Consider the following 20,137-nt stretch of genomic DNA (forward strand, 5'->3'; position numbering starts at 1 on the left):
CCCCTCACACCCCCGGAAAGCGATAATCCCGGAATTGCTCCCGCAGCGTCGTCTTCTGGATCTTGCCTGTCGCGGTGTGCGGGATGGCGTCGACCAGCACGACGTCGTCGGGCAGCCACCATTTCGCGATCCTGCCCTCCATGAAGGCGAGCATCGCCGCCTTGTCGGGCGCACGTCCAGGCTTAGGCACGATCACCAGCAGCGGCCGCTCGTCCCATTTCGGATGGACGACGCCGATCACCGCCGCCTCCGCGACATCCGGATGGCCGACGGCGAGGTTCTCCAGGTCGATCGAGGAGATCCACTCCCCGCCCGACTTGATCACGTCCTTGGAGCGGTCGGTGACCTGGAAATAGCCGTGCGCGTCGATCGTGCCGACATCGCCGGTGTCGAAGAAGCCATGCTCGTAGAGGATATTCTCGTCCTCGCGCCGGAAATAGGCTTTCGAGACGGCGGGGCCGCGCACCTTGAGCCGGCCGAAGGTCGCGCCGTCCCAGGGCAGGTCCTCGCCGGCGTCGTCGGTCAGGCGGAACTCGACGGTGAAGGGCGGGTGGCCCTGCTTCGTCTTGAGGTCGAGCAGGGCGTCGCCGTCGAGATCGGCATAGGGCGGCTTGACCGAGCAGAACGAGCCGACCGGGCTCATCTCGGTCATGCCCCAGGCATGGGAGACGGTGACGCCGTATGTGCGCTCGAAGGCCTCGGTCATGGCGCGCGGGCAGGCCGAGCCGCCGATCATGACGCGCTTCAGCGTCGAGAGCCCCTGCCCCGTCGCCTCCAGCTGCTGCAGCAGGCCGAGCCAGACGGTCGGCACGGCGGCGGTCATGGTGACGCCCTCGCCCTCCAGCAGCTCCAGCAGCGACGGCCCGTCGAGCTTGGCGCCGGGCAGCACGAGCTTCGCCCCCGTCATCGGCGCGGAATAGGCCAGCGACCAGCTGTTGGCATGAAACAGCGGCACCACCGGCAGCACCGTGTCGCGCGAGGACAGAGCGAGATAGTCCGGCGCGGCGCAGGCCAGCGCATGCAGCACGTTGGAGCGGTGCGAATAGAGCACGCCCTTGGGGCCGCCGGTCGTGCCCGAGGTGTAGCACAGCCCGGCGGCGGTGTTCTCGTCGAGCGCCGCCCAGGCGAAATCCTCGTCCGCCCCGGCGATCCAGTCCTCATAGGCGACCGCGCCCTTCAGCGTTGTGTCGGGCATATGGCAGGCGTCGGTCAGGAGGACATGGCGCTCGACCGAGGGCAGCTTGTCCTGCAATTGCTCGGCGAGCTTGACGAAGGTCAGGTCGAGGAAGAGCAGCCTGTCCTCGGCATGGTTCATGATCCAGGCGATCTGGTCCGGGAACAGGCGCGGATTGACCGTATGGGTGATCGCGCCGACGCCGGTGATGCCGTACCAGAGTTCGAGATGGCGCTCGCTGTTCCAGGCCAGCGTCGCGATCCGGTCGCCCTGCTTGACGCCCGCCTCGGAAAGCCGGCGCGCGACCCTGAGCGCGCGCTGCCTGATCCGTGCATAGGTCGTGCGCCTGAGCGTGCCGTCCTCGACCGCCCGGCTGACGACCTCGCGCCCGCCATGCTGGATCGCGGCGTGGTCGATGATCCGGTGCAGCAGCAGGGGCCAGTCCTGCATCAAGCCGAGCATGGGCGTCTCTCCATAATGCAAGTCCTGTTTTTCTTGCTGCATGTTTGCAGCCTGTCCAGGCTTCCGCCAGTCAATTGCGCTCCAACCCGGATTTAGCAGTTGCCACTTACATGAGGCTTTGATACCCACAGTTGGACCTTTCGGCGGTCAACTTGGTGGATTAGATGGCCTCTTCGGCGCGTAAAATGAGCTTGGCCGATTGGACCGCGAAGCGCTTCGAGGCCAACCAGCTTTTTACGCCCTCGACCCCGATCAATGTAGCCGAGCTTTTCGCCGGTCGGCAGGATCAAATGATGCGCATCGTCGATGCCGTCGGCGAGCGCGGACGTCACGTCATTCTCTACGGCGAACGTGGCGTCGGAAAAACATCGATCGCACAGATCATAAGATATCTGATTCCGACGGATCTAAATCGCATTCGATTCTGCCGGATCCAATGTTTTCCAACTGATACCTTCCAATCGCTCGCCCGGAAGATATTCAAAGAGATCCGCTTTTCCGCAGACTTGGGTGATGGGCAAACGGTTTATGACGTAGCGCAGCTTTATCCCGATGCGATCGGGCCTGATGATTTTGTTCGCGAAATATCTGTTTTCAATGAAAACGATATTCCGATATTTGTCATCGACGAATTCAATGAAATCGCCGACGCGGAAACTGCGATTTTGATCGCCAATACGATCAAGGCCCTGTCAGATTCCGGCAGCATTTCGACTCTAGTGATTGTTGGCGTCGCCGACAACGTTCAGCAACTCATTTCCAGCCATGAATCGATCGAACGCTGCACGGAAGAAATTCTTATGCCACGGATGGACAATGCCGAACTGCGTGAGGTGATCGAAAAACGCATACAGCAACTCGGCATGACGATCACCGGCGATGCTAAATGGAAGATCATCAACTTGTCGAAAGGATTGCCGCAGTTCGTCCACGGGTTGGGAAAGCAGGCAGCTTTCGAGGCGATCAAGGCCCGCCGCCTTGCCATCGATGAAGCGGACGCGGATGCCGCGATCGAGAATTTGCTCGCCGGCTCCGATCAGACATTCAAGGACTCCTACGGCTTGGCGACCCGTAGCAATCAGCCCGGAAACCTTTTCCGCCAAGTCCTAACCGCCTGCGCTTTGGCGAAAACCGATGAGAACGGCTATTTTGCCCCTGTTTCTGTCAGGGAGCCGCTCTCGGGAATCATCGGGCGCCCGATGCAAATCGCCAATTTTCAGAGCCATTTGAAGGAATTCACGGAAGATCGGCGCGGGAATATTCTGCAAAGGATCGGCGAAGAGCGGTCTTATCGCTTCCGGTTTCGCCACCCGGCCATGCAGCCTTATGTTCTTATGCGTGGCATCCGTGATGCGATCGTCAATGACGATGCCAAAAAAGCGCTCTCGTCTCCCGAACAACCTGACTTGTTCATCAATTGAGACTCTCGCCACCCCTGTTTCAGAAGGCAATCTCTTGGATATCGAGAGTCAGAAGAAACGCCCCGAGCCGGTCGAACCGGACCGCGTTTGGTTCCGCTTCATGCGCCTTCACGCGAGGCTGCTGGCGCAGATGACCCTGCGCATCCGGGAGCTCGGCCTGTCGATCCCGCAATTCGACCTGCTCTCGACGCTGACCGAGCGCGAGGGCATCAGCCAGAGCGAACTCGCCGAGCGGCTCTACGTCACCAAGGGCAATGTCTCCGGTCTCGTCGACCGGCTGGTCCAGGCGGGCCTTGTCGAACGCCGCGCCATCGCCGGCGACCGGCGCTCCTATGCGATGCATCTGACGCCGGAGGGCCGCCGCCTCGCCGAGGCCGGCATCAGGACGCAGCGCGATTTCGTCGCCGAGACGCTGGGCAAGCTGCCGGGCGAGGATCTGGCCGAGCTCGACCGGCTGGTCGTCGCCTGGCGCGAGACCACCCGCGCGGCCGAGGCCGGCTGAGCTGGCGATGTTCGCCGGGCTCGCTTTCGCCGGCGGCGGCAACCGCTGCTACTGGCAAGGCGGCTTTCACGAGACCGTCGCGCCCCGCATCGGCCTTGCGCCGCGGCGATCGGTCGGGGCCAGCGCCGGCGCCTTCGCCATGCTCTATACCGCGCTCGGCCTCGGCCCGAGCGTGCGCGAGCAGGTCTGGGACGCTTGCAAGGGGTTGCGCTCGGACATCGACTGGGCCGGCTTTCGCGGCGGCGGCCGTCTCTTCCCGGTCGGCGCCATGTATCGCCAACTGCTCGGCGAGATGTTTACAGCCGCGCGCCTCGCCGAGTTGAAGGCGAAAAGCGATTTCCTGATCGCGGTCTCGCGGCCGCCGCGCTTCTGGCCGTTGTCGCTCGCCGCCGCGCTCGGCATCGCCGCCTACCAGATCGAGAAGCGCCTGCTGCGCCCGGTCCATCCGACGGCCGGACGCAGGCTCGGATTCGCTCCGGAGCTGGTGCGCGTCGCCGACTGCGCCACGACCGACGACCTCGTCGCCGCGCTGATGGCGAGCGCCGCCGTGCCGCCCTTCATGCCGGCCGGACTGATCGGCGAACGCGCCGCGCTCGACGGCGGCCTCGTCGACAGCGCCCCGGCCTGGGCGCTGGCGGAGATGGAGGCGCAAGGGCTGCCGACGCTGGTGCTGCTGACGCGGCCTTTCGCGGAGGTGCCGGCGGTCCCGAACCGAACCTATGCCCGGCCCTCGCGGACGATCCCCGTGACCCAGTTCAGCATCCGCGACTGGGAGGGCATGCGCTTCGCCTATGAGCTCGGCGTGAGCGACGGCGAGGGTTTTCTGCGCGCGCTCGACCGGCGCGGCGGAACGCCGGCGCGGACGCCGCGGCAGGAAACCGCCTGATGGCCGAGCCGATCGACCTCACCGCGTCTGCGACGCAACTGCGCGAAGGCCTGCAGTCCCGGCGCTTCGGCGCAAGCGAACTGCTGGAGGCGAGCCTCGCTCGCATCGACGCGCTGAACCCTGCGCTGAACGCCGTCGTCGCGCAGGACCGCGACGCGGCGCGGGTCATGGCGAAGGCGTCCGACGAGCGGCTGGCAAACGGGGCGGCGCGTGCGCTGGAAGGCCTGCCTGTCACGATCAAGGATGCCTTCGACGTCGCCGGCCTCCCGTCCTCGGGCGGTCTGCCGGCCTATCGCGAGCGCCTGCCCGAGCAGGACGCCGCCGCCGTGGCGCGGCTCAGGGCGGCGGGCGTCGTCATCCTCGGCAAGACCAACGTCCCGGTCTTCTCCGGCGATTTCCAGAGCTACAACCCGGCCCATGGCGTGACCAGCAATCCGTGGGACGTCGCCCATTCGCCGGGCGGCTCCTCTGGCGGGGCCTGCGTCGCGGTCGCGACCGGGATGGCCGCCTTCGATCTCGGCTCCGATCTCGGCGGCTCGATCCGCTGGCCGGCCCATGCCTGCGGCGTCTTCGGCCTGAAGACGGGCTGGGGGCTGGTCTCGAGCTGGGGCGTGATCCCGCCGCCGCCCGAGCGCCGCACGCCGCGCAACGCCGACCTGCTGGTCGCGGGTCCGATCGCGCGCAATGCGGCCGATCTCGACCTGATCCTTCCCGTGCTCGCCGGCCCGCGCGACCCGAGTCTCGCCGGCGCGGCCCTGCCGCCGCCGCGCCGCACGGATGCGCGCGGTCTGCGGATCGCGCTCTGGGCGGACGACGCCTTCGCTCCCGTCGATGCCGAGGTGGCGGAGGGCGTGCGCGAGGCCGGGCGCAGACTCGCGGCGGCAGGCGCGATCGTCGACGTGACGGCGCGTCCGAGCCTGCGCTTTTCCGAGGCCTTCGAGGTCTATGCGCTGCTCAACCACGCCGTCGTCGCCTATGGCCTGCCGCCGAAGGTGCGCGCCCGCATCCAGGCTCAGGGCGCGAAATACGCGCGCGGCGATCTCTCGCATCAGGCTCTGCAGGCGCGCGGCGCCGGCATGACGCCGAGCCTCTACCAGGAGATCGGCCAGCGCCGGCTGACGCTGAAGCGGCAATGGGCCCGCTTCTTCCAGAGCTTCGACGTGCTGCTTTGCCCGCCCGCGCCCGTCGCCGCGATCCCGCACGACCATGGCCCGGACATCCACGCCCGGCGGCTCAGGGTGAACGGCGCGGAGCGGCCCTATCTCGACTTTCTGCTCTGGGCCTCGCTCGCGACGGGGGCCGACCTGCCGGCTCTCTCGGCTCCGGTCGGGCTGTCGCAGACCGGCCTGCCGCTCGGCGTTCAGATCGTCGCGCCCGCCGGCGAGGACCGCATGGCGATCGCGGTCGGCGGAATGCTGGAACAGGCCGGCTGCGGCTACCGCGCCCCGCCGATGGTTGCAGGTTAAGCCGCGACCTTGATCTTCTCGATCGTCGCGCGCCCGCTTGCGCCCTGCTTCAGCACCAGCCGCTCGTCAGCCGCGACCGGGCCGAGTTGCACGTCGCTGTCGGGCATCACCGCCGTCGCCAGCTTGTTGACGAAGACGATCACCGGCTGGCGGCTCGCCGCCGCCCAGCGCTTGAACTGGCCGTAATAGGGCTCCTTGCGCCATGAGGCGGCCGCGCCCGGATCGACCTGCGCGAAGAGCCAGCGCGTCGTCGGGTCCATCGTCAGCACGAAGCGGCTCTTCTCCGGCTTCCAGTCGGGGCCGAGGAAATCCTGCGTCATCCACAGGCAGAAGAAGGCGCGGCAATGCCGCGGCCGGGTCTCGTGGATGCCGCAGCCGCGCCCGGGCTGGCAATGCCGGCACCAGGTCCCGGCCGGGCTCTCGACCGCCGGCACGTCGTAGACCTTGCAGCACAGCGTGCAGGTGCCGCAATCGCGGCCGCCGGCCGGCCGGTTCACCATGGTGGCGGGGTCGATCATCATCCCTCTCGAACGCGCCGCACCATGGCGACGGGAATAGGCTCTGGCAAGCTCTTGCGGCCCTCTCACGTCGTTGCGAGCGCGGCGAAGCAATCCAGTGGTTTGCGCACGCCGCTGGATCGCTTCGCTTGGCTCGCAATGACGGCAGGGCATAAGGCTCGCCTGCGCCAGACTCTGCAGCGATCTGCGTGAAAATCGCTCAGCGCTTGCGCGGAAGGGGGTCTATGCTCGCATAAGCGATCCATAAAAGACCGGGAGCCATCCGATGCTGTCCAACCTTGCCGTCCGCGACATCGAGACCCTGGTCCATCCCTATACCAATCTCGCGACCCATCGCGAGACCGGCCCGCTGGTGCTGGAGCGCGGCGAGGGCATCACGGTCTACGACAGCGCGGGCAAGGACTACATCGAGGCGATGGCGGGGCTCTGGTGCACCTCGCTCGGCTACTCCAACCAGGAACTGGTCGAGACCGCCTACGAGCAGATGAAGAAGCTGCCCTTCACCCACATCTTCTCCGGCCGCAGCCACGATCCGGCGATCGAGCTGGCCGAGAAGCTGAAGGAGATCGCGCCCGTGCCGATCTCGAAGGTGTTCTACGGCGCGTCGGGATCGGACGCCAACGACACCCAGGTCAAGCTGGTCTGGTACATGAACAACGCGCTCGGCCGGCCGCGGAAGAAGAAGATCATCGCGCGGCTCAAGGGCTATCACGGCGTCACGGTGGCCTCGGCCTCGCTGACCGGCCTGCCCAACAACCATATCGACTTCGACCTGCCGCTGCCCGGCATCCTGCACACCTCCTGCCCGCACCACTACCGCTTCGCCGAGCCGGGCGAGACCGAGCAGGACTTCTCCTCGCGCATGGCGGCCGAGCTGGAGGAGATGATTCTCCGCGAGGGCCCGGATACCGTCGCCGCCTTCATCGCCGAGCCGGTGATGGGCGCCGGCGGCGCGATCACGCCTCCGGACGGCTATTTCGAGAAGATCAACGCGGTCCTGGCGAAATACGACGTTCTCTTCATCGCCGACGAGGTCATCACCGGCTTCGGCCGCACCGGAAACATGTTCGGCGCCACGACCTATGGGCTCGCCGCCGACACGCTGTCCTGCGCCAAGGCGATCACCTCGGCTTATTTTCCGCTCAGCGCGGTGATGATCAACGAGGCCGTCTACGAGGTGCTGGTCGACCAGAGCCGCAAGATCGGCGTCTTCGGCCACGGCAACACCTATGCCGGCCACCCGGTCGGTTGCGCCGTCGCGGTCAAGACGCTGGAGATCTACCAGCGCGACAGGATCGTCGAGCATGTCCGCGATGTCGCCCCGACCTTCCTGCGCTGCCTCAACAGGCTGGCCGAGCATCCGCTCGTCGGCGAGGCGCGCGGCGTGGGCCTGATCGGCGGCATCGAGCTGGTCAGGGACAAGCTGACCAAGACCCCGTTCGAGGTGAAGAAGGGCGTCGGCGCGAAGTCGGTCGTCTTCGCGCAGGGCGAGGGCCTGATCACCCGCGCCATGGGCGACCGCGTCGCCTTCTGCCCGCCGCTGATCATCAGGCACGCCGAGGTCGAGGAGATGTTCGCCCGCTACGAGCGCGCGCTGAACAAGACCCTCGACTGGGCCAGGGCCGAAGGCCTGCTGGCGGCGTGAGCCGTCCTTCAGGGTGCGAACCGCTCCAGAAAAAAGCACCGTCGTCCCGGAGCTCCGCTTCGCCGCGCCCGGGATGACGGGGAGGGTCGGCGGCGTTTACGATTGTGGCGGCCGGAAACATCCGCGCACGAATTGCCTTGAAGACTCCCGATTCACGCCGCGCCACTGGCGGCTTTGGTTGCAAGGATGCGATCGTCGGCGGCCAGGAACCGCCGGCATCTTGCAGTCCAATGAAGTCAGGAGCCATGATAAATCCCAGCCCGCGTCGCCCGACGCAACCTTTCGCGAGTTCCCCCGATGTCCCGGCGACGGAAGCCCAGACCCCGCGCTTCCGCCCCATCGGACTACGAGCCGTGGCCGCGGGAACAAGATACGCATCGAAGGCGTTGCGGGAGCGTGACGACGAGCGGCGGACCGCGACTCCCGGCCTTCCGCGGGACGACTTTGGCGAGTGATGATCGTCTGAGTTTCTTCGAGACCCTCCATGCTTGACCGGCGCGGAGTCCTTGGGACTCTCGCCGGTCTTTTTTTGTCCGGCTTCGGTCTCGGCAGCGCCTACGCCTTCGGATGGGCGCCGCAGCATCACCAGGTCACGCGCTATCGCATCGCGCCGGGCAACTGGCCGGCGGGCCGGCGCCTGCGCGTCGCGGTGATCGCCGACCTGCATGTCGGGGGGCCTCACATGCCGGTCTCCCGCGTCGCGCGGATCGTCGCGGAGACCAATGCGCTCGAACCCGACCTGACGCTGCTGCTCGGCGATTTCATCGCCAGCCGCCCGCCGGAACTCTACGATCCGCCGATGGCGGAATGGGCCGCCGCGCTCGCCGACTTGCGAGCGCGCGACGGCGTCTTCGCCATCCTCGGCAATCACGACTGGTGGCATGACGAGGCCGCGCTCGCGGCGCGGCGCGGTCCGACGCAGGTCGGCCGCGCTCTGCAGGCGGCGGGGTTGCGATTGCTGGAAAACGAGGCGCTGCATCTGGAGACGGCCGCCGGGCCGCTCTGGCTGGCGGGTCTCGGCGACCAGATCGCCTTCGAGACGCCGCGGCGCGGCCGCGGGCGGGGCATCGACGACCTGCCCGGCACGCTCGCCCAGATCGCGGACGACGGCGCGCCGGTCATCATGATGGCGCATGAGCCCGACGCCTTCGCGCGGATGCCGGGGCGCGTTTCGCTGACCCTGTCGGGCCATACCCATGGCGGGCAGATCAGGCTGTTCGGCTGGTCGCCGGTCGTGCCGTCGCGTTACGGCAACCGCTACGCCTACGGCCATGTCCGCGAGCGCGGACGCGACCTCGTCGTCTCGGGCGGGCTCGGCACGAGCAAGGCGCCGATCCGCTTCGGCGTGCCGCCGGAGATCGTTCTGATCGAATTGGGGTGAGACGTAACCGCCCTTGCCGTCAGGGGTTGTTCAGACCACCACGACCTTCGTGCCCTTGGGCGCCCGGTTGAACAGGTCTATCACGTCGATATTGCGCATCCGGATGCAGCCCGAGGAGGCCGCGCGACCGATCGTCTCGGGCTCGTTGGTGCCGTGGATGCGATAGAGCGTGTCCTTGCCGCCCTGGTAGAGATAGAGCGCGCGTGCGCCGAGCGGATTCTGCGGGCCGCCTTCCATGCCGCGGGCGAACGGCTTCAGATGAGGCCAGCGCGCGAGCATCTCGGCCGGCGGCGTCCAGCGCGGCCACTCTGCCTTGCGCTGGATCACGGCTTCGCCGGTCCAGCCGTAGGCCTCGTCGCCGGTGGCGACGCCATAGCGGATCGCTTTCTTGTTGGGCAGGACATAATAGAGATATTTCTCGCGGGTATCGATCAGGATCGTCCCCGGAGCCTGCCCGGTCGGGTCGGTGATCTCATAAGGCAGATACGTGATCTCAGGCTCGAACTTCGGCACCAGCGCGATGTATTCGGCATCACGCTCCGAAAGCGACGGCGCGTTCACGGCCTTGTACTGGCAGGCGCCGAGCAGGCTCGAAAGGGCCAGCACGAGGACGATGGACTGCTTCATCTGTTTTCACCAGCGCCGGGTCGGGGCGCCCTTTATGATGAATCCCGGGTTAATGCTTCGTGTCCGCGAACCAGGACCAAAGGATTTCATCGGAGCGAAGCGATACGGATTTCCTAGGCCCGAAACCAGTATGGCGCAATCCGGCTGGCTTTATGGCGGCTGATTTGCGCAGAACCCGGGTCACCGTGGCAATCGCGCCACGCGACCATGGTTTGGACATCCGTTTAGACCAGGAATGAGGCAAGCCCATCGTGACGACGCTCCTGATCACCCACCCGGCGAGCCTCGCCCATGCCACGCCGCCCGGCCACCCCGAACGCGCCGACCGCCTCCGTGCCGTCGAACAGGCGCTGGAGGACGAGCGATTCGCGGCGCTCTGCCGCATCGAGGCGCCGCTCGGCACGCTCGAGCAGGTCGCGCTCTGCCATCCCCGCGCCTTCGCGGACTCGCTGGTCGCCGCCGCGCCGAAATCCGGCCTCGTGCAGGTCGATGCCGATACGCTGATGTCGGCCGGCACCATCGAGGCGGCGCTGCGCGGCGTCGGCGGCGCGATCCATGCCGTCGACGAGGTGGTGAGCGGGCGCGCCGCCAACGCCTTCAGCGCCATGCGCCCGCCCGGCCACCATGCCGAGAGCACGAAAGCCATGGGCTTCTGCTTCTTCAACAGCGCGGCGATCGCCGCCCGCCACGCGCAGAAGGTTCATGGCGTGGAGCGCGTCGCGGTGATCGACTGGGACGTTCACCATGGCAACGGCACGCAGGAGATCTTCTGGGACGACGAGACCGTGCTCTACGCCTCGACCCATGAGATGCCGCTCTACCCCGGCACGGGAGCCCCCTCCGAGCGCGGCCGGCACGGCACCATCGCCAATGCGCCCTTGCGCGCCGGCGACGGCTCCGACGAGTTCCGCGACGCTTTCGGGAGCGCGCTTCTGCCCCGCATCGAAGCCTTCGCGCCCGATCTGATCGTGATCTCGGCCGGCTTCGACGCGCATTGGCGCGATCCGCTCGCCAACATCAACCTGAAGGAGCCCGACTTCGCCTGGGCGACGCAGAAGCTGATGGCGCTCGCGGACAGGCACGCCAAGGGCCGCGTGGTCTCGGTGCTGGAGGGCGGCTACGATCTCGAGGGGTTGGCGAAATCGGCGGCCGCGCATGTGCAGGCGCTGATGCGGGGGTAGATTCCGTCACTCCAGCGGCTCGCTCCCGGCGATCTCGATGCCGAAGCCGCTCAAGCCGACGAAGGAGCGTGGCGAGGAGGCCAGGTTGACGATCGAGCCGACGCCGAGATCGCGCAGGATCTGCGCGCCCAGGCCAACCTCGCGCCATTGCTGCGAGCGAGCTGCGTCCGAGCCGTCCTCGACGCTCTTGATCGGCACGCCGGCCGAGCCGTCGCGCAGATAGATCAGCACGCCCTTGCCGTCCTTCTGGAAACGCTTCAGCGCGCACTGGATCGCGGCGCCGCCGCCGAGCACGTCGGCGACGACGTCGGCGCGGTGCAGGCGCGCCGGCACCTTCTCGCCGTTCCCGAGCTTGCCCATGACGAAGGCGAAATGCTGCGTGTCCTCGAAGGGCGTGATGTAGACATGGCCGGTCATCTCGCCATAGGCCGTCCTGACCGGGAAGGAATGCACGCGCTCGACCAGTTTTTCGCGCGCCTGGCGATAGGCGATCAGATCGGCGACCGTGATCTGCCGAAGGCCGTGCTTCTGGGCGAAGGCCGCGATCTGCGGCCCCTTCATCACCGTGCCGTCGTCGTTGGCGAGTTCGCAGATCACGCCGACCGGCGGCAATTCGGCGAGCTTGCACAGATCGACCGCGGCCTCGGTATGGCCCGAGCGCATCAGCACGCCGCCATCCTTGGCGATCAGCGGAAAGACATGGCCGGGCCGGACGAAATCGGCCGCGCCCATATTGCCGTTGGCGAGCGCGCGCACCGTGTTGCAGCGCTGCTCGGCCGAGATGCCGGTGGTCAGCCCGTGCTTGACGTCGACGGTGACGGTGAAGGCGGTGCCGAGCGGGGCGTCGTTCGACGAGACCATCGGATCGAGCCTGAGCCGCCTCGCCTCGGCCGAGGTCAGCGGCGCGCAGACGATGCCGCAGGTGTTGCGGATGATGAAGGCCATCTTCTCCGGCGTGCACAGCGAGGCGGCGACGATCAGGTCGCCTTCGTTCTCGCGGTCGTCGTCGTCGGTGACGATGACGATCTCGCCGCGCGCGAACGCCTCGATGGTCGCGGTGACGTTGCCGGCGTTGGCGTGGACGGACATTGCGGGCTCCTTCGACCGGCTGAGGCCGAGAAAATCATTGGGCGTGACGGACCCGCCGGTGGCAGCGGCGATGCGCTCGGCGCTCTCGCGCGAAATCCAGGCGGAGTGGTCGTTGCAGAGCGCGGTGACGCTGGCCGGCGACAGGCCGACCTGCCGCGCGAAGGCGCTGCGGCCGGTCTTGGTCTGTCGGAGCCAGGCGTCGAGCTTCATGGTGCGAAGCTAGTGCGGCGGCGCTTCAGTTGCAATGAAAGAGCTCTAGATTTTCAACAATGCTGAAAATCCTGATTTCGTGCCGCAGTCTTTGGTTTTTGGCATGTCCACTACAGCATGTAGGGTGCTCTTATCCCCGGATCATCGGGCGAAAAATCTTTGCTGTTGCGGGTCACGAACAGACGCCCGGTGATCTGCGCCGTGGCCCATATGGCCGCCTCGGGCAGCTTGATGCGATGCGCGCGCCGCAACGCCACCGCACGGCCCGCGATCGCGTCGTCGAGAGCGATGACTTCGAAGCCTTCGAGGAAACGCCGGGTCGGCTCGACCAGATCGGCGCTGGCTCCGACCATCACCTCCATCCAGGTGATGATGCTGACGGCGCGGCTTTTGAAGCGCTCGATTTCCTCGCGAGCCTGCGGAACGGCGTTCAAATGGTCGATCAGGATATTGGTGTCGAACAGCGCGCCTACCATTCGCCGCGCGCCTTCTCCTGATAGGCCAAGCCGTCGACCTTGCGCCAACCCCACAGCCCGAAGCCGTCCTCGACCTGTTCGCGATGATGCTGCTGGAGATAAGTGTCGATCGCGGCCCTGATCAGGGCCGCGCGCGACTTCCGCTCCCGCTTGGCGATGGCGTCGAGAGCTTCGACTTGAGCATCCGTCATATCGATCAGGGCCCGCATCCCGCACTCCCATGATATGCATCATGCATATCATATAGCGCAACCTGCGTCACTCCTGAAAGGGCCACCTCGGCTCCACCACACCCACCTGCGCGCGATGGCGCAAGAACTGGTCCGCCAGCACGCAGGCCACCATCGCCTCGCCGACCGGCACGGCGCGGATGCCGACGCAGGGGTCGTGGCGACCCTTGGTGAACATCTCCGCCTCGCCGCCGGTGCGCGTCACGGTCGCGCGCGTCGACAGGATCGAGGAGGTCGGCTTGACCGCGAAGCGCGCCACGATCGGCTGGCCGGTCGAGATGCCGCCGAGAATGCCGCCGGCATGATTCGACAGGAACAGCGGCGCGCCGTCGTTGCCGGCCCGCATCTCGTCGGCGTTCGCCTCGCCCGAGAGTTCGGCCGCGCCGAAACCCTCGCCGATCTCGACGCCCTTCACGGCGTTTATGCCCATCAGCGCCGCCGCGATCTCGGCGTCGAGCTTGCCGTAGACCGGCGCGCCCAGCCCCGCCGGCACGCCCTCGGCGACGATCTCCAGCACCGCGCCGATCGAGGAGCCGGATTTGCGGATGCCGTCGAGATAACCCTCGAACAGGACGGCCGCCTTGGCGTCGGGGCAGAAGAACGGGTTGCGGCCGACCTCGTCCCAGTCCCAGTTTCCGCGATCGATCCTGTGCGGCCCCATCTGCACCAGCGCGCCGCGCACGACCATGCCGGGCACGACCTTGCGCGCGATCGCGCCGGCCGCGACCCGCATCGCCGTCTCGCGCGCCGAGGAACGCCCGCCGCCGCGATAGTCGCGGATGCCGTATTTCACGTCATAGGTGAAATCGGCATGGCCCGGCCGATAGGTGTCCTTGATGTCGGAATAGTCCTTCGAGCGCTGGTCGACATTGTCGATCACCAGCCCGATCGAGGTCCCGGTCGTGACCTGCATGCCGTCGCTGTCGCGCGCGAAGACGCCGGAGAGGATGCGGATATGGTCCGGCTCCTGCCGCTGCGTGGTGAAGCGCGACTGGCCGGGCCGACGCCGGTCGAGCCCGACCTGGATGTCGGCCTCGCTCAGCGGGATCAGCGGCGGGCAGCCGTCGACGACGCAGCCGATCGCTGGCCCATGGCTTTCGCCGAAGGTGGTGACGCGGAAGAGATGGCCGAAGGAGTTGTGGGACATGGGGAGGCCTGAGGCATCGGATCGGCCCTCTTACAGTGTTCAATATGCAAGGGAAAGCGCCTCTGCGGCTGATGGGGCAGCCCACCGTGTGAGCCAATCGAAACGATAGATCGTCACTAAATCATTCGACGATCGTAATACGATATGGTTCATAAAGGGCATCCCCAGGTACAAGGAGTAAGTCATGACCAAACGTATTCTCGTCGTCTTCACATTCCGCCCAGTCGATCTCCTGCTGCAAGAAGGTGGTTCGCAGGCTTGGGCGCTGAAGCCGGCCAATGCCCGTCGTTGCTCCTACCTTGTTTGCACAAGAAATCGCTTTCAGGATGGAGCCGGACCAGAGGAACACGGAGCGGCGTTCCTGGTCGGGAGAATCAGCAGCGTCGAGGCGTCGCCCGAAAATCCCGTACGCTTCATGGTCTACTTCAGCGAATACGCATTGCTCGATCCTCAGCCGGTTGTTTGGCCTGGGGCACGGAACCCAGTATGGTACGTCAATGATTTTGCGGAGCTGCAGATCAATGAGAACCAGCTGGATTGGCGGCCGATGCCAAGCCGGGACGGCAAGTCCGATTCGAACGAACACAAAGCGTTTGGCGAAGCCGTGAGACTGACGATCGCAGAGGCAAAGGCCGGATTGGCCTTGTCGTTCGGTCTAAGTCCCGACAACATCGAGATCACGATCCGGGGCTAAGCGCGATCCTGTTGCACCGTTATGCCTGAAAGATGCGGTCGCCGAACACACGGGCGACCGCATTTTGTCTGGCTACGAACTAACGGCAACACGCATCTTGATATGTGTCGCAACCGGAGGCAAATTATGATCTATAATCTGGTCAGGAGCGCGCTATGAGATCCGTTAGCCTCGCGCACGCCAAAACCCATTTCAGCGCCTTGGTTGACGACGCCGAAGCTGGTGAAAGCGTTACGATCACACGCCACGGCAAGCCGGTGGCGCGGCTAGTTCCTATGCAGACATTGGAACCGATTCGCGCGTCCGAGTTACGCGCGCTTACCGACAGAATGACGTTCCAAACCGAGAATGGCGGTGATTTCGTTCGCCGCATGCGTGACGAGGATCGATTTTGAGACTTTACGTCGATACTTCGATCCTTGTGACAGCCTTGACGCGTGAGGATGAATCTCACGCGATGCAGATCTGGCTTGAGGAGCAATCCGGAAATCTCTTGCATATCAGCGAGTGGGTTCAGACTGAGTTCTCGGCCGCCTTATCGATGAAGCTGCGCTCCAATCAGATCGAACTCGTGGAGCGGTCGGAGGCGCTGTTGACCTTCAAGCGCCTTATCGAACGCTCATTTTTGACATTGCCTGTTTCGACCGTCCACTTTCGAATGGCGTCGAGTTTTGCGGACGACTACCCCACAGGGCTTCGTGCAGCCGACGCGCTGCATCTCGCGGTATCGTCGGAAGCCCATCTGTCGCTTTGCACGCGCGACAAGAAAATGACCGAGGCGGCCGCCAAACTCGGCATAAGTACCCGGCTCCTCTGACGCCGGCCTCAATGCCCCGCCGCCGGCACCGCCGGCGCGCCCTCCCAGCGCGTGTTCGCCGGCAGGTTCTCGCCCTTCATGATCACGGTCAGCAGGCCGATCTGGGCGTAATCGCCGACATGGGTGTCGTAGAGCACCGTCGCCGCCGCGCCGACGCAGACGCCGCGGCCGAGCCGTACGCGGCCGGTCTTCATCACACGGTCCTCGTAGAGATGCGTCTGCAGCGCCGAATGCGCGTTGATCTGGCAGAAGTCGCCGACGGTGACGCAGTCGAACTCGGTGATGTCGGTCATGTCCATCCATACGCCGCGGCCGAACTTCGCGCCGAACAGGCGCAGGAACCAGGGCAGGAACGGCGTGCCGCGCAGATATTCGAACAGCACCTTGCCGCCGAGGCCCGAATAGAGAACCGCGACGGATTCGGTGCGCATCGCCCACCAGGACCACATCGGCTTCATCACCGGCCGGTAGACGCCCATGGTGAGCCATTTATAGGCGACGCAGATCAGCGCCTGCGTCGCCGCGATCAGGATCGCGACGCCGATGAAGGAGAGCACGAGGCCGCTCCAGTCGCCCTCGTTGATCTTCCGCTGCAGCACGAGATCGACCGACAGCGTGCCGAAGGTGATGAACAGCATCGCCGGGAAGGAGGTGTGCAGCGCCTCGAAACCGGCGCGCGCGAGTTGCTTGCCGAGCGAGGGCTGGTAGGTCCAGTTCGCGCCGAGATCGACCTTCTGCCGCGTCGGCAGCCTGATCGGCGGCGAGCCGAACCAGGTGTCGCCGACCGACATCAGCTCGTTGGCGGGCGGTTTCGACTTGATGCCGATAAGCACCCGGTCTGGAATATTCGCGCCGGGCGGCACCACGGCGTCGTTGCCAACGAAGACCTGGTCGCCGGTGCGGGTCATGTCGAGGCGCATGTAGCCGCGCCGCATATCCTCGTCGCCGAAGACGACCTCGTCGGCGATGAAGTTTCCGGCGCCGATGCCGGTGATGTCGTAACGGCCCGACAGATTGGTCGAGATCTCGGCGCCCTTGCCGATCTTCGCGCCCATCATCCGGTACCAGGCTCGCATGTAGATCGTCGCGAACAGCGAGGACAGCGTCTCCAGCGTGACCTCGGTGGCGAGGCCGACGGTCCATTTGCGGGCGTAGAAGGCCGAGTGGATCGAGTAGGTGCCGGAGCTGACGCGCGGCAGGATGGCCCAGCGGAAGGCCGCCATCAGGAACACGGTCAGCGTGATCAGGCCAATCGCGGTCGGCCAGGTCAGGATCGGCAGGTACCAGAGGTAGCTGATGTCGGACCAGGTCGCGACCCAGTCGTCGATCTGGTCGAACAGCCAGAAGGCCGGGAAGATCGGCAGAAGGCTGATCGGCGGCAGCACGAACAGCATCGCGATGTAGAACGCCGTCATCGCGGCGCGACGGCGCGGACTGGCCTCGGCGCGCGGCGGCAGCGCGGCGAGATCGACCGTGCCGACCTTGCGGCCGGGCGAGCCGTCCCAGTTCTCGGCCGCACCGACGATCTCGCCCGGCGCGATCGTGGTCAGGTCGGCGATCTCGGCGTTGTCGCCGACCACGCAGCCATGGCCGAACACGACCGAGGCTCCCGCGGAGACGTCCTTGCCGATGGTGATCCTGCCGAGGATCAGCTTGTCGCCCTGGGCCTCGCCATTGGCGAAGGTCGTCTTGGAACCGAAGGACGCGCCGTCGCCGAGCTCGATCAGGTCGACCGCGCCGGCCTCGTAATCGGAGATGATGACGTCGCGCCCGACTTTCGCGCCGAGCAGCCGCCAGTAGAACCGCATCATCGGCGTGCCCTGCAGCCATTTGATGTGGACGAGGCCCGCGACGCGCGAGGCGAACCACCAGCGGAAATAATACACGCCCCAGAGCGGGTAGACGCCGGGCTTCGTGCGCCCGAGCACGATCCATTTCAGCGCGACCGAGATGAGCCCGGTGACGATGGTGATCGCGACATAGACGCCCAGCAGCGCGAAAACCTGCGTCGGCAGCGACAGATCCTCGCCCGAGATCAGCATATAGGTGACGAAGATGCCGAGCCATTGCGTCGTCGACAGGCCGATGATCACCGGCAGCGCCGCCGCCTGGGCGAGCCCGCACAGGAAACGGCGCAGGAAGGGCGGCGGCGTGAAGGATAGGTCTTCCGCGACCGCCGCGCCGCGCTCGTCGAGCAGCGCCGCCATGCCGCGCAGGGTGCGCGCGCCATAAACGTCCTGCAGCGTGATGCCGGCATAGGCCTGCGTCTCCCGCACGATCGAGATGAAGCGCGCCGCCAGCAGCGAATGGCCGCCGAGATCGACGAAGAAATCAGCCTCCAGCGGCAGGGTCTGCGCGCCGAGCACGCGCTTGGCGGCCTCCAGCAGAGCGACCTCGGTCGCGTTGCGCGGCGGCTCCTGCTCGCCCTCGGCCTCCGGCGCCGTGAGCGGCGCGGCCTTCAGCATCTTGCGGTCGACCTTGCCGGAGACCATGCGCGGCAGCGAGCCGACGGCCTCGAAATGCGCCGGCACCATATAGGGCGGCAGCTTCTCGCGCAGCGCCGCCCGCAGCGCCGCGCCGTCGACGCCGACGCCGGGCTCCGGCACGACGAAGGCGACGAGCCGCTCGATCTCGTTGTCCGTGCGCAGCACCACGGCCGCCTGCCCGACGCCGGGCTCGTCGGACAGCTTGGTCTCGATCTCGCCGAGCTCGACGCGGAAGCCGCGGATCTTGATCTGGTCGTCGATGCGGCCGTGGAAGACGATGTTGCCGGCCTCGTTCAAGCTGACGGCGTCGCCCGAACGGTAGAGGACGGGATCGTCGATGCCGCCGAACGGGTTGGCGATGAACTTCTCGGCCGTCAACTCGGGGCGGCCGTGATAGCCCTTCGCGACGCCCGGCCCGCCGATCAGCAATTCGCCCTGCTGTCCGGGACCCGCGAGCCGCGTCTCCTCGTCGACGATATAGGCGGTGTAGTTGGCGATCGGCCGGCCGATGGTCACCGTCTCGCCGGGCGTCACCTCGGCGGCGGTCGCGACCACGGTCGCCTCGGTCGGGCCGTAGCTGTTCAGGATGCGTCGGCCGGGCCTCGACCATTTCTGCACGATCGCCGGCGGCAGCGCCTCGCCGCCCAGGATGATCAGCTTGAGCGAGGGGACGTCGGCGGGCAGGATGCCGAGCAGCGTCGGCACCGTGTCGATCATCGTGACGCCGTATCGGGTCAGCAGCGCCGGCAGCTTCTCGGCGTCTCCCATCATCTCCGGCGAGGCGACGAACAGCGTCGCCCCGACGAGATAGGGCGTCCAGATCTCCTCCATCGACAGGTCGAAGGCGACGGACGCGCCCTGGAAGACCACGTCGTCGGGACCGAGATCGTAGAGCGCGTTCCCGGCCCGCAGGAAATGGCAGATGTTGCGGTGGCTGATGACGATCGCCTTGGGCGTGCCGGTCGAGCCCGAGGTGTAGATCAGATAGGCCGGATGGTCCTTGGTGAGGCCGGGCGCGCGGGCGGGCACGGCGACGCCGTCATCGGCGGCCTCGAGCGCCTCGGGCGTCCAGAGCGTGCGCCCGGTCGCGGTCGCGCGCGCATGCCAGCCGATGCAGGTCACGAGGCCCTTGGCGTGCGCGTCGTCGAGGCAGGTCGCGATGCGCTCGACCGGGGCCTCCGCGTCGAACGGTATCCAGGCCGCGCCGGCCCGCGTGATCGCGATCTGCGCGATCAGGAGCGGGATGCCGCGCGGCATCCACAGGCCCACCATGTCCCCGGGCCCGATCCCCGCCAGCACCAGCGCGCGCGCCTGACGGCCGGCGGCCGCCCAGACCGCCTCGTAGCCGAGCGACCGCGAAGCGTCGGTCAGCGCCGGATGCGCGGGCCGCTCGGCGGCCGTCGCGGCGAAAATCTCGCCCAGCACCTCGTCGCGCAGCAGATCGGGACGCTTCTCGCCGGCCAGCATGGCGAGCGGCTTCGCGCCGAGCCCAGACGAATCGCCCGGGAGGATGCTGATGTCGTTCATCGTGCCCCGCTGCGCTTCGGCCCAGGCGGATCGGTCGGGAGGCGCGGCCTGCGCCCGTCTCCGGCCGTCCAGCCTGAAAGACTGTGGCGCACCTTCCTGAAAATCCGGATCGCCGCGTCTCCCGATGCGTCTTTCCGGCCTTGCCCCCCGGCCGAGCCTGCCGCCGCGGCACGGCGCCCTGCTAGCATGGGACTGGTG

The 20,137-nt window shown here is 66.6% G+C and carries 18 protein-coding genes; 10 read left to right on the forward strand and 8 right to left on the reverse strand.

Translation table 11 applies throughout. The annotated features are described in order from the left end of the window. Window positions 1-4: 4 nt before the first annotated feature. Window positions 5-1,636, reverse strand: coding sequence for a long-chain-fatty-acid--CoA ligase (locus AC1RRW_RS00975; RefSeq protein ID WP_492898290.1), 1,632 nt, complete (start codon window positions 1,634-1,636; stop codon window positions 5-7). A gap of 185 nt (window positions 1,637-1,821) precedes the next feature. Between AC1RRW_RS00975 and AC1RRW_RS00980 the strand changes: the two genes are divergently transcribed. The 4 genes from AC1RRW_RS00980 to AC1RRW_RS00995 are packed head-to-tail and all read left to right on the forward strand — an operon-like array spanning window position 1,822 to window position 5,911. Next, on the forward strand, window positions 1,822-3,057 hold the full coding sequence (locus tag AC1RRW_RS00980; RefSeq protein WP_492898292.1) for an nSTAND1 domain-containing NTPase: 1,236 nt from the start codon (window positions 1,822-1,824) through the stop codon (window positions 3,055-3,057). A gap of 40 nt (window positions 3,058-3,097) precedes the next feature. Further along, complete coding sequence (locus AC1RRW_RS00985; RefSeq protein ID WP_492899022.1) at window positions 3,098-3,559, forward strand: MarR family winged helix-turn-helix transcriptional regulator; 462 nt, start codon at window positions 3,098-3,100, stop codon at window positions 3,557-3,559. 7 nt (window positions 3,560-3,566) lie between these two features. Then, window positions 3,567-4,445 (forward strand): patatin-like phospholipase family protein, encoded by an 879-nt coding sequence (locus AC1RRW_RS00990; protein WP_492898294.1) that lies wholly within the window; start codon window positions 3,567-3,569, stop codon window positions 4,443-4,445. Further along, the gene (locus AC1RRW_RS00995) at window positions 4,445-5,911 is read left to right on the forward strand and encodes an amidase family protein (RefSeq protein WP_492898296.1); all 1,467 of its coding nucleotides are present in this window, start codon (window positions 4,445-4,447) and stop codon (window positions 5,909-5,911) included. Before AC1RRW_RS00990 ends, AC1RRW_RS00995 begins: the two co-directional genes overlap by 1 nt. Here the strand turns inward: AC1RRW_RS00995 and AC1RRW_RS01000 are convergent. After that, window positions 5,908-6,429, reverse strand: coding sequence for a hypothetical protein (locus AC1RRW_RS01000; RefSeq protein WP_492898298.1), 522 nt, complete (start codon window positions 6,427-6,429; stop codon window positions 5,908-5,910). The genes AC1RRW_RS00995 and AC1RRW_RS01000 overlap by 4 nt on opposite strands. Before the next feature lie 265 nt (window positions 6,430-6,694). Between AC1RRW_RS01000 and AC1RRW_RS01005 the strand changes: the two genes are divergently transcribed. Beyond that, complete coding sequence (locus AC1RRW_RS01005) at window positions 6,695-8,074, forward strand: aspartate aminotransferase family protein (protein WP_492898300.1); 1,380 nt, start codon at window positions 6,695-6,697, stop codon at window positions 8,072-8,074. Window positions 8,075-8,558: 484 nt separating this feature from the next. After that, window positions 8,559-9,455 carry a metallophosphoesterase gene (locus AC1RRW_RS01010; RefSeq protein WP_492898302.1) on the forward strand — a complete coding sequence of 299 codons (897 nt, stop codon included), beginning with the start codon at window positions 8,559-8,561 and terminating at the stop codon, window positions 9,453-9,455. A gap of 30 nt (window positions 9,456-9,485) precedes the next feature. Here the strand turns inward: AC1RRW_RS01010 and AC1RRW_RS01015 are convergent, their stop codons facing one another. Beyond that, on the reverse strand, window positions 9,486-10,082 hold the full coding sequence (locus AC1RRW_RS01015; RefSeq protein WP_492898304.1) for a L,D-transpeptidase: 597 nt from the start codon (window positions 10,080-10,082) through the stop codon (window positions 9,486-9,488). 251 nt (window positions 10,083-10,333) lie between these two features. Here AC1RRW_RS01015 and AC1RRW_RS01020 point away from each other — a divergent pair, with 251 nt between their 5' ends. Then, window positions 10,334-11,263: a histone deacetylase family protein gene (locus AC1RRW_RS01020; RefSeq protein WP_492898306.1), complete on the forward strand. Its 930-nt coding sequence runs from the start codon at window positions 10,334-10,336 to the stop codon at window positions 11,261-11,263. A gap of 6 nt (window positions 11,264-11,269) precedes the next feature. On the opposite strand, the gene ribB is transcribed toward AC1RRW_RS01020, so the two are convergent. The 4 genes from ribB to aroC form a co-directional block, all read right to left on the reverse strand. Continuing rightward, window positions 11,270-12,562 carry a 3,4-dihydroxy-2-butanone-4-phosphate synthase gene (ribB, locus tag AC1RRW_RS01025; RefSeq protein ID WP_492898308.1) on the reverse strand — a complete coding sequence of 431 codons (1,293 nt, stop codon included), beginning with the start codon at window positions 12,560-12,562 and terminating at the stop codon, window positions 11,270-11,272. Between the two features lie 110 nt (window positions 12,563-12,672). After that, window positions 12,673-13,038 (reverse strand): type II toxin-antitoxin system VapC family toxin, encoded by a 366-nt coding sequence (locus tag AC1RRW_RS01030; RefSeq protein WP_492898310.1) that lies wholly within the window; start codon window positions 13,036-13,038, stop codon window positions 12,673-12,675. Beyond that, a complete protein-coding gene (locus tag AC1RRW_RS01035) occupies window positions 13,032-13,247 on the reverse strand; it encodes a ribbon-helix-helix domain-containing protein (protein WP_492898312.1) in 216 nt (71 codons plus the stop codon). The genes AC1RRW_RS01030 and AC1RRW_RS01035 overlap by 7 nt, the downstream gene beginning before the upstream one ends. Window positions 13,248-13,296: 49 nt before the next feature. Beyond that, window positions 13,297-14,415 carry a chorismate synthase gene (gene aroC / locus AC1RRW_RS01040; protein ID WP_492898314.1) on the reverse strand — a complete coding sequence of 373 codons (1,119 nt, stop codon included), beginning with the start codon at window positions 14,413-14,415 and terminating at the stop codon, window positions 13,297-13,299. Between the two features lie 184 nt (window positions 14,416-14,599). Between aroC and AC1RRW_RS01045 the strand changes: the two genes are divergently transcribed. From AC1RRW_RS01045 to AC1RRW_RS01055, 3 genes are all read left to right on the forward strand, one after another. Continuing rightward, entirely contained in the window at window positions 14,600-15,109 is a 510-nt protein-coding gene (locus AC1RRW_RS01045; RefSeq protein WP_492898316.1) for a hypothetical protein, read from the forward strand. Window positions 15,110-15,264: 155 nt separating this feature from the next. Continuing rightward, window positions 15,265-15,504 carry a type II toxin-antitoxin system Phd/YefM family antitoxin gene (locus AC1RRW_RS01050; protein WP_492898318.1) on the forward strand — a complete coding sequence of 80 codons (240 nt, stop codon included), beginning with the start codon at window positions 15,265-15,267 and terminating at the stop codon, window positions 15,502-15,504. Beyond that, complete coding sequence (locus AC1RRW_RS01055; protein WP_492898320.1) at window positions 15,501-15,926, forward strand: type II toxin-antitoxin system VapC family toxin; 426 nt, start codon at window positions 15,501-15,503, stop codon at window positions 15,924-15,926. Before AC1RRW_RS01050 ends, AC1RRW_RS01055 begins: the two co-directional genes overlap by 4 nt. Before the next feature lie 8 nt (window positions 15,927-15,934). On the opposite strand, the gene AC1RRW_RS01060 is transcribed toward AC1RRW_RS01055, so the two are convergent. Continuing rightward, a complete protein-coding gene (locus tag AC1RRW_RS01060; protein WP_492898322.1) occupies window positions 15,935-19,939 on the reverse strand; it encodes a Pls/PosA family non-ribosomal peptide synthetase in 4,005 nt (1,334 codons plus the stop codon). Between the last annotated feature and the right edge of the window lie 198 nt (window positions 19,940-20,137).

The organism is Allobosea sp. GW821-FHT12C12 (genome assembly GCF_058807355.1).

Coding starts and splice junctions, on each gene's coding strand:
- AC1RRW_RS01000 (WP_492898298.1), bottom strand. CDS start 6,429: ATGATCGACCCCGCCACCATGGTGAACCGGCCGGCCGGCGGCCGCGAT.
- AC1RRW_RS00975 (WP_492898290.1), bottom strand. CDS start 1,636: ATGCTCGGCTTGATGCAGGACTGGCCCCTGCTGCTGCACCGGATCATC.
- AC1RRW_RS01005 (WP_492898300.1), top strand. CDS start 6,695: ATGCTGTCCAACCTTGCCGTCCGCGACATCGAGACCCTGGTCCATCCC.
- AC1RRW_RS00995 (WP_492898296.1), top strand. CDS start 4,445: ATGGCCGAGCCGATCGACCTCACCGCGTCTGCGACGCAACTGCGCGAA.
- AC1RRW_RS01030 (WP_492898310.1), bottom strand. CDS start 13,038: ATGGTAGGCGCGCTGTTCGACACCAATATCCTGATCGACCATTTGAAC.
- AC1RRW_RS01050 (WP_492898318.1), top strand. CDS start 15,265: ATGAGATCCGTTAGCCTCGCGCACGCCAAAACCCATTTCAGCGCCTTG.
- AC1RRW_RS00980 (WP_492898292.1), top strand. CDS start 1,822: ATGAGCTTGGCCGATTGGACCGCGAAGCGCTTCGAGGCCAACCAGCTT.
- AC1RRW_RS01045 (WP_492898316.1), top strand. CDS start 14,600: ATGACCAAACGTATTCTCGTCGTCTTCACATTCCGCCCAGTCGATCTC.
- AC1RRW_RS01060 (WP_492898322.1), bottom strand. CDS start 19,939: ATGAACGACATCAGCATCCTCCCGGGCGATTCGTCTGGGCTCGGCGCG.
- AC1RRW_RS01015 (WP_492898304.1), bottom strand. CDS start 10,082: ATGAAGCAGTCCATCGTCCTCGTGCTGGCCCTTTCGAGCCTGCTCGGC.
- aroC (WP_492898314.1), bottom strand. CDS start 14,415: ATGTCCCACAACTCCTTCGGCCATCTCTTCCGCGTCACCACCTTCGGC.
- AC1RRW_RS01010 (WP_492898302.1), top strand. CDS start 8,559: ATGCTTGACCGGCGCGGAGTCCTTGGGACTCTCGCCGGTCTTTTTTTG.
- AC1RRW_RS01035 (WP_492898312.1), bottom strand. CDS start 13,247: ATGCGGGCCCTGATCGATATGACGGATGCTCAAGTCGAAGCTCTCGAC.
- AC1RRW_RS00990 (WP_492898294.1), top strand. CDS start 3,567: ATGTTCGCCGGGCTCGCTTTCGCCGGCGGCGGCAACCGCTGCTACTGG.
- ribB (WP_492898308.1), bottom strand. CDS start 12,562: ATGAAGCTCGACGCCTGGCTCCGACAGACCAAGACCGGCCGCAGCGCC.